At 35.1% G+C, this 15,415-nt stretch carries 21 protein-coding genes; 8 read left to right on the forward strand and 13 right to left on the reverse strand.

The window, feature by feature from the left end; all coding sequences use genetic code 11:
* Positions 1-12 precede the first annotated feature (12 nt).
* Both SFA27_RS22900 and SFA27_RS22905 read left to right on the forward strand, forming a co-directional pair.
* Positions 13-378: a four helix bundle protein gene (locus SFA27_RS22900; RefSeq protein ID WP_407295173.1), complete on the forward strand. Its 366-nt coding sequence runs from the start codon at positions 13-15 to the stop codon at positions 376-378.
* A 41-nt stretch (positions 379-419) separates the two neighbouring features.
* The gene (locus tag SFA27_RS22905) at positions 420-812 is read left to right on the forward strand and encodes a hypothetical protein (protein ID WP_105700338.1); all 393 of its coding nucleotides are present in this window, start codon (positions 420-422) and stop codon (positions 810-812) included.
* A gap of 15 nt (positions 813-827) precedes the next feature.
* Here the strand turns inward: SFA27_RS22905 and SFA27_RS22910 are convergent, their stop codons facing one another.
* The 4 genes from SFA27_RS22910 to SFA27_RS22925 form a co-directional block, all read right to left on the reverse strand.
* Positions 828-1,712: a hypothetical protein gene (locus SFA27_RS22910; protein WP_047422083.1), complete on the reverse strand. Its 885-nt coding sequence runs from the start codon at positions 1,710-1,712 to the stop codon at positions 828-830.
* A 35-nt stretch (positions 1,713-1,747) separates the two neighbouring features.
* Positions 1,748-2,146, reverse strand: coding sequence for a biopolymer transporter ExbD (locus SFA27_RS22915; protein WP_213277581.1), 399 nt, complete (start codon positions 2,144-2,146; stop codon positions 1,748-1,750).
* A gap of 12 nt (positions 2,147-2,158) precedes the next feature.
* On the reverse strand, positions 2,159-2,863 hold the full coding sequence (locus tag SFA27_RS22920; RefSeq protein WP_047422081.1) for a MotA/TolQ/ExbB proton channel family protein: 705 nt from the start codon (positions 2,861-2,863) through the stop codon (positions 2,159-2,161).
* 174 nt (positions 2,864-3,037) lie between these two features.
* Positions 3,038-3,499, reverse strand: a complete 462-nt coding sequence (locus SFA27_RS22925) for a hypothetical protein (RefSeq protein WP_264518964.1) — start codon at positions 3,497-3,499, stop codon at positions 3,038-3,040.
* 169 nt (positions 3,500-3,668) lie between these two features.
* Here SFA27_RS22925 and SFA27_RS22930 point away from each other — a divergent pair, with 169 nt between their 5' ends.
* From SFA27_RS22930 to SFA27_RS22950, 5 genes are read left to right on the forward strand one after another with little or no spacing between them, the layout of a single operon-like run.
* Entirely contained in the window at positions 3,669-5,465 is a 1,797-nt protein-coding gene (locus SFA27_RS22930) for a DUF885 domain-containing protein (RefSeq protein WP_407295178.1), read from the forward strand.
* 6 nt (positions 5,466-5,471) lie between these two features.
* Positions 5,472-6,029: a hypothetical protein gene (locus tag SFA27_RS22935; protein ID WP_407295180.1), complete on the forward strand. Its 558-nt coding sequence runs from the start codon at positions 5,472-5,474 to the stop codon at positions 6,027-6,029.
* Between the two features lie 7 nt (positions 6,030-6,036).
* Complete coding sequence (locus SFA27_RS22940) at positions 6,037-6,483, forward strand: DinB family protein (RefSeq protein WP_264518967.1); 447 nt, start codon at positions 6,037-6,039, stop codon at positions 6,481-6,483.
* Positions 6,484-6,537: 54 nt separating this feature from the next.
* Positions 6,538-7,140, forward strand: a complete 603-nt coding sequence (locus SFA27_RS22945; RefSeq protein ID WP_407295183.1) for a hypothetical protein — start codon at positions 6,538-6,540, stop codon at positions 7,138-7,140.
* A 40-nt stretch (positions 7,141-7,180) separates the two neighbouring features.
* Positions 7,181-7,798 (forward strand): hypothetical protein, encoded by a 618-nt coding sequence (locus tag SFA27_RS22950; protein WP_407295186.1) that lies wholly within the window; start codon positions 7,181-7,183, stop codon positions 7,796-7,798.
* Positions 7,799-7,854: 56 nt separating this feature from the next.
* Here the strand turns inward: SFA27_RS22950 and SFA27_RS22955 are convergent, their stop codons facing one another.
* The 6 genes from SFA27_RS22955 to nth form a co-directional block, all read right to left on the reverse strand.
* Positions 7,855-8,034 (reverse strand): TIGR04149 family rSAM-modified RiPP, encoded by a 180-nt coding sequence (locus SFA27_RS22955; RefSeq protein WP_047375954.1) that lies wholly within the window; start codon positions 8,032-8,034, stop codon positions 7,855-7,857.
* A gap of 30 nt (positions 8,035-8,064) precedes the next feature.
* Positions 8,065-8,895 (reverse strand): DUF6625 family protein, encoded by an 831-nt coding sequence (locus SFA27_RS22960; protein ID WP_047375952.1) that lies wholly within the window; start codon positions 8,893-8,895, stop codon positions 8,065-8,067.
* 66 nt (positions 8,896-8,961) lie between these two features.
* The gene (locus SFA27_RS22965; protein WP_047375950.1) at positions 8,962-9,144 is read right to left on the reverse strand and encodes a TIGR04149 family rSAM-modified RiPP; all 183 of its coding nucleotides are present in this window, start codon (positions 9,142-9,144) and stop codon (positions 8,962-8,964) included.
* Between the two features lie 80 nt (positions 9,145-9,224).
* Entirely contained in the window at positions 9,225-10,841 is a 1,617-nt protein-coding gene (locus SFA27_RS22970; protein WP_407295190.1) for a vitamin K epoxide reductase family protein, read from the reverse strand.
* Between the two features lie 23 nt (positions 10,842-10,864).
* Positions 10,865-11,644: a GLPGLI family protein gene (locus tag SFA27_RS22975; protein ID WP_407295193.1), complete on the reverse strand. Its 780-nt coding sequence runs from the start codon at positions 11,642-11,644 to the stop codon at positions 10,865-10,867.
* 306 nt (positions 11,645-11,950) lie between these two features.
* Positions 11,951-12,571 carry an endonuclease III gene (gene nth, locus SFA27_RS22980; protein ID WP_047375946.1) on the reverse strand — a complete coding sequence of 207 codons (621 nt, stop codon included), beginning with the start codon at positions 12,569-12,571 and terminating at the stop codon, positions 11,951-11,953.
* Between the two features lie 33 nt (positions 12,572-12,604).
* On the opposite strand from nth, the gene bcp reads away from it, so the two are divergent.
* Positions 12,605-13,054, forward strand: a complete 450-nt coding sequence (bcp, locus tag SFA27_RS22985) for a thioredoxin-dependent thiol peroxidase (RefSeq protein ID WP_047375944.1) — start codon at positions 12,605-12,607, stop codon at positions 13,052-13,054.
* A 79-nt stretch (positions 13,055-13,133) separates the two neighbouring features.
* Here the strand turns inward: bcp and SFA27_RS22990 are convergent, their stop codons facing one another.
* The 3 genes from SFA27_RS22990 to SFA27_RS23000 are packed head-to-tail and all read right to left on the reverse strand — an operon-like array spanning position 13,134 to position 15,413.
* The gene (locus tag SFA27_RS22990) at positions 13,134-13,667 is read right to left on the reverse strand and encodes a GNAT family N-acetyltransferase (RefSeq protein WP_047375943.1); all 534 of its coding nucleotides are present in this window, start codon (positions 13,665-13,667) and stop codon (positions 13,134-13,136) included.
* Positions 13,636-14,298, reverse strand: a complete 663-nt coding sequence (locus SFA27_RS22995; RefSeq protein WP_264518973.1) for a hypothetical protein — start codon at positions 14,296-14,298, stop codon at positions 13,636-13,638. The genes SFA27_RS22990 and SFA27_RS22995 overlap by 32 nt, the downstream gene beginning before the upstream one ends.
* 32 nt (positions 14,299-14,330) lie before the next feature.
* Complete coding sequence (locus tag SFA27_RS23000; protein ID WP_047375939.1) at positions 14,331-15,413, reverse strand: mannose-1-phosphate guanylyltransferase; 1,083 nt, start codon at positions 15,411-15,413, stop codon at positions 14,331-14,333.
* Between the last annotated feature and the right edge of the window lie 2 nt (positions 15,414-15,415).

The raw sequence follows: 15,415 nt of genomic DNA on the forward strand, positions 1-15,415 counted from the left end.
AAAAAGATATTAATGAGTTACGAAAAACTTGACATTTATAATATTGCTTTTGAATTGTTTATTGAAACACATAAATTATCGCTCAAACTACCCAACTATGAATCATATGAATTAGGAAGCCAATTGAGACGTTCTGCAGATTCTGTTGTTACGAACATTGCAGAAGGTTATGGAAGAAACAATTACAAAGGTGACTTTATCAGATTTCTTACTTACTCTCAGGCAAGTTGTGACGAAACAGTTTGTCACTTGTCAAAAATCAACCGTCTCTATCCGGATTTAAGCTCAGACTTTAAAGAAAAATCAGAACAATACAAACTCTTAGGAGGAAAAATCAATAACTTTATAAAATACGTCCAATTAAGCTGGCGAACTTAATCCAAACCACCAACTAGCAACTAGCAACAAAATACCCTATTATGATTACCGATAAAGAATTCACCCTAAGACTCATCCGCCAGTTAACCCAGGCATTGGAAAAACTGATTCTGGACAAACCTGAAGAAAGTTTAATGCAGAAAGAACTGGATTTTGATACTCTGATGAGAGACATTTTCAAGATGAGCTTCACCGAAGTTTCTTCTAAAACTAAAGAAGAAATGATTGCCATTGTCAATGAAAGACAGGAAAGGGATCACAAAGATTATTATGAAATGCTGGGAAACCTTTTCTATTTCAATAGCAGACATGATCAGAACAAGGATTTTCAGGATAAAGCAAAGACTTTCTATGAGTTGTATCTTCAGACCAGCGGCATTTTTGCCCTTCCGATTATTAACAGAATAAATGAATTAAAAAAAGCACTTGAATAAAGTGCTTTTGTATTTTTAGAATGTAATTTTATAAGTTCCGGTGGAAGAAGTATTGGCTTTCTCTGCTTTTACATATTTCTTTACCCAGGCCACTGATGTAGATGATACACAAGGATCTGAAACACCTCCTGCCCTTCTTGCAGACACCACATTTCCTGCTTTATCTACAGTGTAAGCAATGGTAATTGATCCGCTTGCAGTGCAGCTGTGAGAAGGTTGCGCACCTCCTCTTCCCATTGTCCCGGGAATATATCCTACCAGCTTTCTGTCTATTCCTACTTTACTGTCTCCGTTTCCGTCACCTCCTAAAGGATCTCCGGCGTTTCCTATGCCCTCGCCTGTTCCCTGGCTTCCTGCTTTTGTTCCTCTTCCTTTGATCAGATTTCCAATAGCCGCATTTCCTTTTCCATCTCCATTTCCTGTTTTTGAATTGGCAGTGGCAGCTCCGGATTTTTTAGTATTCTTAGAAGCACTGGTGCTTGTTGCTTCTTTTTTTTCAGCTTTTTTTGATTCCTCTTTTTTAGGAACTGTTGCTTTTGAATTATTTCCTGTGATAACTTTCTCCTTTGCCTCTACTTTCTTCGGTTCGGGTGCCGGTTCTGGTTTTACAATAGTTTTTGTTTCCGGAACAGGTGTTTCTGCAGGTTCAGGTGTTACTTCTTCTGTAGCTGCGGCAAGACTTCCCGGCTGTTCTGCGGGTTCTTCAATCCCTTTCCCGTTTCTGTTATCACCGAAGTTCACCAGCATGGTAGTAACCACTTCAGGATCTTTATCCAACTCAGGTTTTAGTTTATACAAAAAAACAAAAAGCAAAATAGCAGCCCAGATAAGAACAGAAAGCAGGGCGCTCTTTATTCTATCTTTGTTTTCTTCGTTTCTGTTTGCTGTATAGCTTCTCATCTTAACAGGTAATTCTTTCCGGAAATCCGGATTTGTTATTTATCTTTAACGGTTGCAATTGCAATATTAAACTTATGTTTTTCAGCAATTTCCATCACAAAAACAACATCTTTATGCAATGTGTTTTCATCAGCTCTGATTGTGAACGACTGATTGGTCTGACCAGCCAGTTTATCTACAATACTTTTCTCCAGTTCCCCTTTATTAACAGGATTGTCATCTACAAAGAATGAGCCGTCCGGCTTAATGCTTACTGTTACAGGATTAGGTATATTATCGTCAACAGCTCCGGCTTTCGGCAGATTCACATCAATAGCACTTTGATTGGCTGCAGAAGATGTGATCATAAAGAAAATCAGCATCAACAGGATAACGTCTGTCATCGCTGCTAAACTGAATTCCGGGTTGGCTTTATTTCTTCTCTGAATTTTCATCTTAAGAAAGATTTATAAAGGTTTGTTGATAAGGTCTAAAAATTCTCCTGACATATTCTGAGCCTTCAGCACAAATTTATCAATCCTTGTCAATAAGATATTGTAACAGAAGTTAGCAGGAATGGCTACTGCCAAACCTACAGCGGTCTGTCCTAATGCGGTATAAATACCTTCTGAAAGTGTTTTCGGGGAGAAAGATCCTGTGGCATGGGATAAATTAAAGAAAGCGATAATCATCCCGATTACTGTACCCAAAAGTCCTAACATCGGTGCAATACTCGGTACTACAGCCAAAAGGTTCAGATTTTTCTCCATATTGGCAACCTCTACCTGAGCCTGAGCCTCCATAGCACTTACGATATCAGAAACAGGACGCCCCAATCTTGAGATTCCTTTTTCTAAAATTCTTCCTTCCGGAGAATTCTGTGTTTTGCAATAATCTGTTGCAGCCTCTATTTTTCCAGCTTTGATAAAGTCTTCAATATTGTTCATAAAGTTGGAATCCGTTTTTGAAGTCAGCCTTTTGATAAAGAAAAATCTTTCAAAAAACAGATACAGAGAAAATATTCCCAACAGCAATACCGTGACCATCACTATTTTAGCGAAAGCTCCTCCGTGGAACATGATTTTCCAGAATGAGAACTCTAAGTTGTCTGCAGCAACTGCAGGTGTAGCGATTTGTGCAAATAAAATCTGAGAAAGTTCCGTTAACAGCATTAAATGTAAATTTTATTAAATTTTCAACGACAAATGTAGTAGAATATTATGAATTGAACTCTTAAAAATTGCTTAAAAACAACTTAAAATTTGTTACAATTCTATCAATAGCAAATTTCTCTCCAAAAATAATTTTGAAAAGAAATCCGGTATTAAAAAAGATAGAAACTTTTGTTAGTCCTCGTCTACCTCAATATCATCCTGCCTGAATTCGCATTTTAATCTAAAAGGAATCGGTGTATCTGATCCGGTATAGAAATCATCAATGGTACCCTTCCAGATGACCTGAAGCTCTCCTTCTTCATTTTTTTCGAAAAGAAGCTCATTATCATAGATATAGGCCTCTTCGTCATCGAAAAGATCTACTTCTGTGTAGGTTTCCTCATCAGAGTCATTGATTGTGATAGTTTTTCCTTCTATTTCCGCTGATTCGATAGGAAAATCAAAAACTTCAAGTGAAAGCTGCGGAAAGTTGTACTGTAATGAATCATCATCTACGTGATCCAAACTGTCATCCGTAATAACTTCAACCTCTAAAAAATGTTGTTGGTTGCTGTAAACTGCCTTACAATAAGTATTTCTGATATTGTATTTTAGCGTCTCCTCCGGATGGTAAATTTTTAAAATCCCTTTCATTTTTTCTTAAAAAAGAACTGTAATAATATGATTGTTAAACGTTTTAGACAAAGATAAAAAATTGATTTAAAGTTGAAAGGATTTTGAAAATAATTTTTTAAAATCACCTCATACCATAAGTCTGAATATCCCAATAATACTTACTTTTGTTTTCATAAAGATTCTGAAAATGAAAAACATTATATTGAAGAGTATTCTAGGATTGGGATTGATAGTCGGTCTTGCTTCATGCAAAAAATCTGATTCTCCCCTTACGAAAGTGACTCCCAGCAATCTGGATTCTATTGCTTCCAACTATTATGAGCAGTATCTTAAGCTCTATCCTTTAGATGCTACTTCTCAGGGAGATACAAGATATAACGACCAGCTACCGATCAATATAGACAAAGATTTTATCTCAGGAGAAGTAGCTTTTTATAATTCTGTACAGAAACAGCTGGAACATGTAGATTACAAAACTCTTTCTGATGAAGATAAAGTGGTGTATGATGTGCTGGATTATACTTTAAAAGATAAAATTGAGGCCTATGCCTATCATCCGGAATATATTCCTTTTACTCAATTTGGGGGACTTCCTCTTACTTTTCCGTTGTATGGAAGCGGACAGGGCAGCCAGCCTTTCAAAACCGAAAAAGATTACAGCGACTGGCTGAAGAGAATGGAAAAATTCCCGGAATGGATGGATGCAGCAGCAGATAACTTCCGTGAAGGAATTAACAATAAAGTGGTACTTCCTAAAAAACTGGTGACCAAAATGATTCCTCAGATGAAAGCCGAGGAAATCACAACGTCTGATATGGAAAAAAACATTTTCTACGGACCGATAAAAAACTTCCCGAAAAATTTCACGCAGGAACAGAAGGACAAATTTTCAGCACTTTATAAGGATGCGATTACAAAAAAAATTATTCCGGCTTATACCAAAATGGGAGTCTTTTTAGAAAAAGACTATCTTCCAAAAGCAAGAGATACAGACGGATATAACAGTCTTCCTAATGGAAATGAAATCTACAGCTATTATGTAAAAAGCTGGACAACTACTAAAAAATCTCCTGATGAGATCAATAAAATCGGACTGCAGCAGGTGGCTATGCTTCGTGCAGAAATGGAAAAAGTAAAACAGCAGGTAGGTTTTACCGGAAATCTGGAAGAATTTATCACTTTTGTAAAAACGGATCCTAAGGCAATGCCTTATAAAACCTCTAAGGAAGTTTTAAATGCCTTCAATGGTATTCTGACGAAGATTACTCCGAAACTGAAAACGATGTTTAACGTAACTCCAAAAACAAAGTTTGAAATCAGACAGACGGAGAAATTCAGAGAGGCAAGTGCCAGTGCAGAATACATTCCGGGAACTCCTGACGGTAAAAGAGCGGGTATTTTTTATGTTCCGCTGCCGGATCCGACGAAATTTAATGTTACTTCAGGAATGGAGTCTCTTTTCCTTCATGAAGCGATTCCTGGTCATCATTATCAGGTTTCTTTACAACAGGAGAACACCAAACTTCCTAAATTCATGAGATTCGGATGGTTTGGAGCATATGGTGAAGGATGGGCTCATTATTGTGAAACATTAGGCCCTGAATTCGGTTTATACACGGATCCTTATCAGAAAATGGGATATCTGAGTGATCAGATGCTGAGAGCTGTAAGATTGGTAGTAGATACAGGACTTCATACCGGAAAAATGTCACGTGAAGAGGCCATCAAATATTTCTTAAGCAACATTTCTTATGATGAAGGATCTGCCACTGCAGAAGTAGAGCGATATATGGCTATGCCGGGACAGGCTTTAGGCTACAAAATAGGTTCTTTAAGAATTCGTGAGCTGAGAGAAAAATATCAGAAAGAACTTGGAAACAAATTCAATCTAGCAAGCTTCCATGATGAAGTTTTAAGCCAGGGATGTCTTCCTTTGGATGTTCTGAACAGAAAAATGGAGCTTTGGGCTCAAAAACAAAAATAGTTTCATATGAAACTATTTTTGTTTTTCGCAGTTATTTTATTGACTACCCTAAGCTGTCAAAAGGATCAAAATTTTGAAAAAATTACTGTTGATCAAAACTTACCCACTCAAGATACAATTCGGCAGCTTTCCAAATATCCAGAGCTGAAGCTGTATAACAGTGAAATTGTTGAAAGTAAAACAAGAACAGCTTATATTGTTCAGAAAGCATTTTATTATGATGGTCTTCTTAAAGGATCATTCCTTTTCGATGACTATAAGTGCAAAGCTCAATATCAGAACGATACTCTACATATTTTACTGAACAACAATAATGGATATTTTGGAAATGGAGTTTTGGTAAAGGTATTCAATAATCAATTTTATATAAGAGATATTGATCCTAAAACATTAAAAGGCGAAAAAAAATTCATAAAATCAAAAGTTTCGGAACAGAAACTGATTTTAAACACCAACACTTTCAACAAAAATGATAGTATTTATGGCTTTATAGATTATAAATGCAACATTGATAGTTTGGTTTATAAACACTTCAGAGGATATTTTAAAACTATAATACAATAAAACTGATATGATCACAGAAAGCCTAAGATCTCTTTTCAACAGAGATTTGAATAAATTAAAAACAGAGATTGAAGCCTATCAAAATGAAGAAAATCTCTGGAAAATAGAGAAAAGTATAGCCAATTCTGCGGGTAATCTCTGTCTTCATTTAGTCGGAAACATCAATCATTTTATAGGAGCACAGCTCGGAAATACAGGCTATATAAGACACCGTGAGCTGGAGTTTTCACTAAAAGATATCCCAAGAGCTGAGCTTATTGAAAAAATTGAAGCTACTATAGCTATGATAGATTCCGTTTTGCCACAATTGTCTGAAGAAGATCTTAAAAAAGAATATCCTCTGGTTGTGTTTGAAAGCAAAATGACCACAGATTACTTCCTGATCCACCTTATTGCTCATCTGGATTACCATTTGGGACAGATTAATTATCACAGAAGGCTGTTGGATAATTAATGCCATTCCCTATTTTTACAAAAACTAATTAACCCACCGAAACCCAATCATGTTATGAAGAAAATTTTTGTTTTCTCTTTTCAGCCTGAAAAGTCATCCAATGATTTTAAACAATATGAAGAAAGACATTTTGAAACTGAATTTATTTTTCTTGATAAACAGGAAAGCTTCTTAAGTACGCTACAAAATGTTATTAAAAGAAATCATGAAGAAGACTATGTGATCATTTCTACTTCTCAACACCATTTCAGTCCTTATTACACAGATGAATATATTCAGAATTGTATTAATCAAGTTAAAAAACTGGATGGAGATGTACTTCTTGGAGGTGTTTTAAGCTTTGAAAAAGTTATTGAGGTTACTGACCATGTTTTTTGGATTGACGGTTTTAAAGGAGCACAATTTTTTATTATTTTCAATAAAACGTTTCCACTTTTCTTACAAAATGATTGTAATGAGCAAATTCCTCTTGATGTATTTCTGTCATCAAACCTGGAAGATGTTTTTCTGATACACCCATTCATTTCTCTATATAAAAATGATGGAAACACGCACTCCTTTGAAAATACTATTGATTTTCAAAACCTTAATGAAAATCCGGAAGATCTTCTGGAGGAGCTTTCTCAAATAAAAAAATACTACAGCTATGAGTCATAATCATTTTTCAGATATAATGATCCCCACTTATATTATTAACATGAAACACAGGGAGGATCGAAGGGAAAGTATTGTAAAAGAATTTGATGGGAAACCTGAATTTGACTGCCGTATTGTAGAAGCCTGCGTACACGAGAAAGGAAATATAGGCCTATGGGAAAGCATTAAAAAGACAGTAAACATTGCGATTCAAAATGAGGATGATGTCATTATCATTGTAGAAGATGATCATGTTTTTACAGAACATTATAGCAGGGATTCATTTATAGAAAACATCATAGAATCTAATGAACAGGGAGCCGATATCTTATCCGGAGGTATTGGAGGAGGCTTTAGATTTGTTGTCCCTATTACAGAAAACAGATTTTGGATCAATCATTTCTGGTGTACCCAATTCATGGTGATATACAGCCGTTTTTTTGATCAGATTCTTAATGCTGATTTTGGCCCGGAAGATACTGCAGATAACTTTTTATCACAGCTTACAGCTCATAAAATGGTTTTATATCCTTTTGTTTCTGTTCAGAAAGATTTTGGGTATTCTGACATTACAGCAGAAAATAATATCCGTGGAAATATTGAGCATTATTTTAAAACTGCAGATATTACCCTTCAGCTCTATCAGAAAAAATATAAACAATTGGTATTAGCTCAATAAAAAAGAGAGAACACATTTTGTTCTCTCTTTCTATATTTTCACTTTAAAAGAAGAATCTAACAGCATTGATAATATCCTGGAGAGCTGCAGTATGCCAGTTCATTTCCTCTTGATGCACAGGCCGCAGACTTGCAGTTACATGATGATGGACCTGATCCTGCTTTAATAATTCTCATTTCACTTCTGCTCATGTTATTTTTCATAACATTCAGACTTATTTTTTGTAATTTTTTCATGGTCTTTTTTTTAATTAATAATTATCGTGATTACCAATAAATTCTAGTAGGACTTACATTATAGGTGTTCGGGATTTTTGAAGGTACTTTTTCGGGGTTGTATACTTTTTTAAGCCAGAACATGTGAAACATAATAGCTTCATATTTATTTTTATAAATAATTTTCCCGTTATCAAACTTTACTCTGCCAGTGTAGCCTTCCATCAGAATAAAGTCAAAATGGGTTCTGAGAAGTCCGTCTCTTTCAGCATTTTTCATGATATGGGTAAAGCTTTCAATCTCAGTTTCAATCTCAAAAATAGGAATTCCTTCTGCAAGATCATCCCAAACAAAGTTGCATTCATCAAAACAGAAGTGGTCTGACATAGAAAATACCTTTTTAAAATCCTTACTTCTTTTGAAAAAAGTATTCAGCAGTTCATTATTCCTGTACAGTCCAAAACAACCGGTAGTATAATCATCTCTTACGCTGATATAGTCATAACTGCCAAGAAATTCATTGGTAAAAAAAGCTCTTATATCTCCATAAATAAGATCGAGATCGCAGTGTCCCCAGAAGTCATATCCTTCTATCAATTCAGGGAACATGAAGCCATAAGCCGGCTTAAAATCACACAATTTATAAGGATAATCAATATTAATTGTAAACCCGAGCTTATTTGAGGTTTCATCAATGATATCATTCAGGCTTTTATGAACTATTTTAACATTGTCAGGAACATTTTTTACCGGTTCGGCATTATCCGTAATAATGATAAAATCTACACTTGGATTAAAAGCACAGGAATGCAGGTAATAGGGCATATACCAGGGATATTTACCATACCAGCAGGTAATTAAAACTAAACTTGGTGTTTTCATAGGCTAAAAAAATTCTGTAATTGCAGAATTGCAATTACAGAAAAAATATAAATTATTTTTGTTTGACTAGCAGCATTTTGCCGGCCATCCACCACCACATACAGCTCTCATACCGTTCATATAGCAGTATTGTGAGTTACAGTTACAAGTTCCCGGCTCACCTCCAGAACCAGCTTTGATAACTCTCATTTCGTTTCTGCTCATTTCGTTTTTCATGGCATTTAAGCTCAACTTTTGTAATTTTTTCATAGAAATTTGTTTTAATTTGTTTGCCTACTCTTTAGATTTTCGGCTTCCTCTTTGTATAATTATTATAATAATTTCGTCTGTTATCTGTATTCTACTTCCAGTTCTTTTACAGAATCAAGCTGTTCATTCCATTCATCTTCAATAAGATCTGGCATAAATACTTCCATATACTTTTTATTGAGTCTTACAGGATATGCATAATTGTTGATAAAGTAATGCGGTGTGAAAAACAGGTTATTCTGTAAATTTTCATAAGAAACAGAAACCAGCTTATTCAATAAAAATGTTCTGTTTTCCAGGGTAGTACCGTATTTTTTCAGCCATTTTTCTGCATCTCGGTGGCTATACCAATCATGAAGAACCTCAATAAATTTCTGTTCGTCTTTTGTTTGGTATATATTCAGTAATTGAATCAGCATTTCTTCTACTTCTGCTGTTACAACTCCTGTCATATTAAACCTGATTTTGATGTTAACCTGATCTTTATATTGATTGTAAACTCTCTGCAAAAAATCATGCGCTTCTCTGCAGTATCCACATAAAGGGCTTGTAATAAAAGTAATGGTTACCGGAGCATTCGGATTCCCCAGTAAGATAGGATCTGCTTTTAAAACAAGAGGTTCTGTACTTGTCAGAATATTTTTGAAATAAGGATAATGCCTAATGTATCTTGAGTCAAACTCCGCGTTTTTCTTTAATTTCCCGTAGTTTATTAAAGATTTCTTAATTAAAAAGTAAGTTCCTGCAAACGCAATTATTACCGCAGCCAAAATCAAAACTATTGAAAGATCAAGGTTCATGTTATTTAGAATTACTGTCGTATTAAACGCCAGATAAATAAGCTGTGCATAGATTACCCCAATAATGCTTAAACATATCGGGCACCATTTCTGCTCTACTTTCATCTGAAAATAAACAGAATACAAGGTAAATGGAATGCATGCCAGCAAAGAAACGGCAATCAGAAAATAATAGTTATTGATAAGCTCCTGATTGAAAACAAGCAATGAAAAAAGTTGGGTTCCAAAAAGAAAAACACTGAGATCACTCAATTTGAATCCTGCAATCTTCCCTTTTTCAGAATTGATGATCTGGCTGCAGCTTGACTTCTCACTACCATCACAAAACTGTGAAGAAAAACCTGACTCCAGCCCTAATTCTGTTTTTATAGCTTCAAAGGATAAGAATAAGCCCACCATGGTAATCGCTCCAAAACCACTTAAAAACCACCCGCCGATAAAATATAATATCACCAATACTGCACAAAAGATAAACGCTGGTAAAAGTTTGTTATAAAAAGAATTAGTTGATTTTGAGATCTCCCCATTGTTTTCAGCAGCCAGTACTGCTCCTGTCCATAAACTTTGCATTTCAGAAAGGAGAATATTTTTTTGGACTCCTTCATGATCAGTATATAAAATGCTTTGTCCTTTTTTTTCAATATAGGATAAAATCAAATGTCTATTTCCCACATCTAATATGGTAAGAAAAGTATCCGGTAAATGATCAAAATCTTCAAAGCCAATTGTAAAAGCCCCATTTGGAATACCAAAAAAGCCAAGAGCATCACTGAAAGCCAATAGACTCGGCGTTTCCGGGTGAGATTCTACCTGATAGATATAATCATTCTTATCAATCTTTATATCAATTGATTTCAGATATAAAAAAACTGCATTAATTTCTTTTCTTAGTTCCATGGTTATAGTTTGAGTTATTTATACTATCTCTCTATAGTATTATCATTATCCCTGTAATATTTTTTTATTGATTCGGCCTGATGATTCATTTTACTCATCATCTCTTCATTTTTAGAGACATCAGACATACTTTGCATTAGAACAGGCAGTGGATCTTTAATGAAGTTTGTTTTATTTTTAATGTAGGCTTCTTTTGACATCACAGCCTCATCCATAATTGATTCGGTGAACAGCTTGTCCCGTACATTTTTTTTACTTCCCACCAATTTCCAGTGATATTCATTATCCGCATCGCTTAGTTCTACAATAAACCCTGGAAGCCCCATAAAAATATAGGGACCATCAAAAACAGGAATCTCCTGAGTAAACCAGGCTATCCAATGTCTACCACCATAATCTGCCTCTGCCTTTTGTGTATGCAGTCTTCCTGTGATTCTGTTCTCTGATGAAAGTTTCCAATGAATATCAACGGGCTCTTTATAAGAAACAGTCCCTATGAACAAATCATCTTTTACAGTAACGGATGGGGTTTCGAGGTCTTTTACCACTTTAAAATTCATGGTTTCCAATGATAAAACAGGTAAATAAGCCTGTGCGGCCAATAGAGAGTCTGACTCGAATTTTTCCTTTCGCATGAAAACGGATCCTTTATCAAGGCTGTCCAGATAGAAAAGATCTTTCTTAAAGGTTTTATTTTTTGTAGAAGGTTTATACGTAAGCTCATAGTAAAAACGATGAACCTGCCCAGCACAGGTGCAGGAAAATAAAACTACAAAAAAAACGAAAAGATTAACTTTTTTCATTTAAGTCTTCATGGTACTGAGCCAAATATATCTCTTTTTATGGAAATACAATACTTCTGAAATTATTTACAGCAAAGAAAAATTTGAAAACAACACTATTGTCTCTAAATGATATTATAAATCAAACAGATAACATCTTTTTATCAAAAAAAATATTTTTTTAGAGAAATTTATAAATATCCTTTATCGGTGAAAAAAAACAGCAAAAACTAATTTATGGAATAAAAAAAAACACCACTAAATGGTGTTTATATGACCCGATTGTCAACTAAAAACAGTTGTAAAAATCTTAAATAATGTTAAACCTTATTTTTCAAACATCATTTTTGTAATAAAATCCTTCTCTCCTTTTCCTCTTGCCGGAGAATATTCTCTTCCATAGAAAATGATCTGAAGGTGAAGTTTATTCCATACTTCTTCTGGAAATAAGCTCTTTGCATCACGCTCTGTTTCCACCACATTTTTTCCTGAGGTAAGCTTCCACTGTGTCATCAGACGATGAATATGTGTATCTACCGGGAAAGCAGGAAACCCAAACCCCTGACTCATTACTACTGATGCTGTTTTGTGCCCTACTCCCGGAAGGGCCTCCAGTTCCTCATAAGTCTGAGGAACAATACCATTGTGTCTTTCCAACAGAAGTTCAGCCATTCTTTTCAGGTTTTTGGCCTTTGTATTGGATAGTCCTATTTCTTTGATCAGTTCTTTGATTTCAAATTCTTCCAGCTTAGCCATTCTTTGTGGCGTTCCTGCAACGGCAAAAAGATCGGGAGTAACCTGGTTTACTTTTTTATCTGTGGTTTGTGCAGAAAGTGCTACAGCAACCATCAAGGTATACGGATCGGTGTGATCTAACGGAATAGGCGTTGTAGGATATAATTTATCCAGTTCTATCTGAACGAGCTCAGCTCTTTGTTTTTTTGTCATGTAACGCTTAAATTTGAACAAAATTAAATCATTATGCTGAAAGTTGGAGATAAATTACCTGAATTTGAAGAACTCAATCAAGACGGAGAAACGGTAGCCTCATCAAAATTAATTGGAAAAAAACTAGTGGTTTTCTTTTATCCACAAGCGAATACACCCACCTGCACAGTGGAAGCCTGCAACCTGAGCGATAATTATACTCAGCTTAAAAAAGCGGGATTTCAATTACTGGGAATAAGCGGTGATTCTGTAAAAAAACAGAAGAATTTCCACAGCAAATTTGCTTTCCCTTATGATCTTATTGCTGACGAAAACCGTAATATCATCGAAAAGTTCGGGGTATGGCAAGAGAAAAAAACATTTGGAAAAACCTATATGGGAATTGTAAGAACCACTTTTATTTTTGATGAAAATGGCATTTGTACAAGAGTAATTGAAAAGGTGACTTCAAAGACTGCCGCTGAGCAGATTCTGGAAGGTTAATTTTTTAACACAAATATCACAAAGGCTTTCACAAATAACACTATTTAAAATATTATTTGTGAAAGTTTTTTATTGTTATTTATTCTGTTTCGTAATAGTTTAATTCTTCAGTTTCTCCAGGTAGAGTTACATATTTTTTAAATCTTAATCCCAACTTTTCGATCAGTTTTTGGGATGAAACGTTATCTTTTGAAATAATAGCAGATATTTTTGATAATCCAAACTCATCCATCCCGATAGATTTGACCTTTTGAGCTGCTTCAAAAGCATATCCTTTACCTTCAAATTCTTCCAGTAGAGAATACCCGATATCTACAATATCAAGCCCTTCTCTTTCGAAGATTCCTACAGCACCTACTTTTTCGTTTCCATCTTTAGTTACCAAAAGATAGTTTCCGAATCCAAGTCTTTCAATCTGTGGAGCAAATCTGTTCAGGATATAATTTTCGGCATCTTCAATGCTATTAACATTACGATTACCGATATGTTGAATAAATTTTGGTCTGTTATAAAGTTCAAAGACAAAATCTTTGTCTTCACTGGACATCGGACGAAGTATTAGTCGTTCAGTCTCATAAGTATTATCTGCGTTTGGGTGTTTTTTTGGACTCATCTTTCTTTGGCTCTTCTTTTTTTTCGATTTTTAAAAGTCTCGGGTTATTAGCACATTTTTTATTGTAAAGCTCAATATAGGTTCCATTGTCCTTTACATTGCTTACAGCACCTGTAGATTTATTTACAGTCACAGTATAATGTGTTTTCTGATAAGGACATTCCTTTGAGGTCAGTTTTCCAAGGTCCAGATAATAATTCGATTGGTCTTCATGATAGTTGCCTGCAAGGTCCTTGAACTCCTCATCTACCATATATCCCTCAGCAGCCAGCATTACAGCAGCTTCCTGAGCATTATCAATCCGGTCTATGAATTTCTTAAGTCCCTCAACATCGGTAACATAATTTACTTTACCACCTTCTGAATAAGCTATATAATAAAAGCTGTCTTCACTGGGAAAAAGATTAAATCCGGAGAACTGAGGAGTATAATTCACCTTACCCGAAATTTTTATTTCTTCACCTTTTCCATAGCTGTTGTATACCAATATCCATGAGTCTACCCTATTGCCAGGGTTGATCTGCTGTAAAATATTCGGAATGCCTGAAAATTTTTTCTTCTCCTGAGAATATCCTAAGGTTCCCAAAAGTAAGAATGTAAGAATTATAAATTGGGTTGCAGCTTTTATCATAATTTAAAAATCAGCAGAAAATATACCAAATATTACATAAACTTATCTCCTTTCTTAAAGTTTTTTAAGTCAAGGACATAATCCTTTATAAGCTGGTCATTATCTCGCGGGCAGATAAGAAGTGCTTTATCAGTATCTACAACAATGTAGTTTTCAAGACCGTCAATGATTACCGCCTTGTTGTTATTTCTAAGACGGATAATATTTCCTTTTGAATTATAGGAAAGCAAATGCTTTAATTTCACTGCATTTCCGTCTTTATCTTTTTCAGTATTTTCGTAGACAGAAGTCCATGTTCCCAGGTCACTCCATCCCAAATCTGATGGAATCACATATACATTCTTTGCTTTTTCTAAAATTCCGTTATCAATTGAGATTTTCTGAACTTTTGGATAAATGGTTTCAATACAGCTGTTTTCCTTTTCTGAATTGTATTCACAAGCCATAAAATGCTGCATCATTTCCGGAAGATAAAGGTCAAAAGCATGATGAATACTTTTTACGCTCCATATAAAAATACCCGCATTCCAAAGGAAATCACCACTTTCTAAGAAGCTCTGGGCAATTTCAAGGATTGGTTTTTCTGTAAATGTCTTGACTTTAAAATAATCAGAACCTTTTTTTTCTACAAACTGAATGTAACCGTAGCCTGTATCAGGCCTTGTTGGGGTAATTCCTAATGTTACCAGATAATCATGTTTTGAAGCTACTTCAAATGCCAGCTCCACTTTTTCCAAAAATACATCCTCTTTAAGGATCAGATGATCTGCCGGAAGTACAATCATTGTTGCATCCGGATTGATCTCAGCAATCTTGTTGGCCATATACAGGTTACATGCAGCTGTATTCTTCATAAGCGGTTCACCCACAATATTTTCTTCAGGAATCTCCGGAAGCTGTTGATGGGAAAGAGCCACATATTCTTTATTCGTAATCACGAATATTTGCTCTTTAGGAATTACCTTGCTGATTCTGTCATAGGTCTGCTGAATCATAGTACGCCCGGTACCTAAAATATCCTGAAACTGTTTTGGAAATTTCTGCGTGCTCATCGGCCAGAACCGGCTCCCGATTCCTCCCGCCATTATAACGCAGTATCTATCTGATTTTAACATTC

The sequence above is a fragment of the Chryseobacterium sp. HR92 genome (assembly GCF_045689405.1).
Taxonomy (GTDB): Bacteria; Bacteroidota; Bacteroidia; order Flavobacteriales; family Weeksellaceae; genus Chryseobacterium; species Chryseobacterium viscerum_A.

What these genes read in the sequence shown, in the direction of transcription:
- SFA27_RS22900 (WP_407295173.1), top strand. Translation starts at nt 13, where the DNA reads ATGAGTTACGAAAAACTTGACATTTATAATATTGCTTTTGAATTGTTT.
- SFA27_RS22925 (WP_264518964.1), bottom strand. Translation starts at nt 3,499, where the DNA reads ATGAAAGGGATTTTAAAAATTTACCATCCGGAGGAGACGCTAAAATAC.
- SFA27_RS22965 (WP_047375950.1), bottom strand. Translation starts at nt 9,144, where the DNA reads ATGAAAAAATTACAAAAGTTGAGCTTAAATGCCATGAAAAACGAAATG.
- SFA27_RS22955 (WP_047375954.1), bottom strand. Translation starts at nt 8,034, where the DNA reads ATGAAAAAATTACAAAAAATAAGTCTGAATGTTATGAAAAATAACATG.
- SFA27_RS22915 (WP_213277581.1), bottom strand. Translation starts at nt 2,146, where the DNA reads ATGAAAATTCAGAGAAGAAATAAAGCCAACCCGGAATTCAGTTTAGCA.
- SFA27_RS22945 (WP_407295183.1), top strand. Translation starts at nt 6,538, where the DNA reads ATGAAGAAAATTTTTGTTTTCTCTTTTCAGCCTGAAAAGTCATCCAAT.
- SFA27_RS22995 (WP_264518973.1), bottom strand. Translation starts at nt 14,298, where the DNA reads ATGATAAAAGCTGCAACCCAATTTATAATTCTTACATTCTTACTTTTG.
- SFA27_RS22950 (WP_407295186.1), top strand. Translation starts at nt 7,181, where the DNA reads ATGAAACACAGGGAGGATCGAAGGGAAAGTATTGTAAAAGAATTTGAT.
- SFA27_RS22970 (WP_407295190.1), bottom strand. Translation starts at nt 10,841, where the DNA reads ATGGAACTAAGAAAAGAAATTAATGCAGTTTTTTTATATCTGAAATCA.
- SFA27_RS22930 (WP_407295178.1), top strand. Translation starts at nt 3,669, where the DNA reads ATGAAAAACATTATATTGAAGAGTATTCTAGGATTGGGATTGATAGTC.
- SFA27_RS22910 (WP_047422083.1), bottom strand. Translation starts at nt 1,712, where the DNA reads ATGAGAAGCTATACAGCAAACAGAAACGAAGAAAACAAAGATAGAATA.
- SFA27_RS23000 (WP_047375939.1), bottom strand. Translation starts at nt 15,413, where the DNA reads ATGTTAAAATCAGATAGATACTGCGTTATAATGGCGGGAGGAATCGGG.
- SFA27_RS22920 (WP_047422081.1), bottom strand. Translation starts at nt 2,863, where the DNA reads ATGCTGTTAACGGAACTTTCTCAGATTTTATTTGCACAAATCGCTACA.
- SFA27_RS22905 (WP_105700338.1), top strand. Translation starts at nt 420, where the DNA reads ATGATTACCGATAAAGAATTCACCCTAAGACTCATCCGCCAGTTAACC.
- SFA27_RS22960 (WP_047375952.1), bottom strand. Translation starts at nt 8,895, where the DNA reads ATGAAAACACCAAGTTTAGTTTTAATTACCTGCTGGTATGGTAAATAT.
- SFA27_RS22990 (WP_047375943.1), bottom strand. Translation starts at nt 13,667, where the DNA reads ATGAGTCCAAAAAAACACCCAAACGCAGATAATACTTATGAGACTGAA.
- SFA27_RS22940 (WP_264518967.1), top strand. Translation starts at nt 6,037, where the DNA reads ATGATCACAGAAAGCCTAAGATCTCTTTTCAACAGAGATTTGAATAAA.
- SFA27_RS22975 (WP_407295193.1), bottom strand. Translation starts at nt 11,644, where the DNA reads ATGAAAAAAGTTAATCTTTTCGTTTTTTTTGTAGTTTTATTTTCCTGC.
- SFA27_RS22935 (WP_407295180.1), top strand. Translation starts at nt 5,472, where the DNA reads ATGAAACTATTTTTGTTTTTCGCAGTTATTTTATTGACTACCCTAAGC.
- nth (WP_047375946.1), bottom strand. Translation starts at nt 12,571, where the DNA reads ATGACAAAAAAACAAAGAGCTGAGCTCGTTCAGATAGAACTGGATAAA.
- bcp (WP_047375944.1), top strand. Translation starts at nt 12,605, where the DNA reads ATGCTGAAAGTTGGAGATAAATTACCTGAATTTGAAGAACTCAATCAA.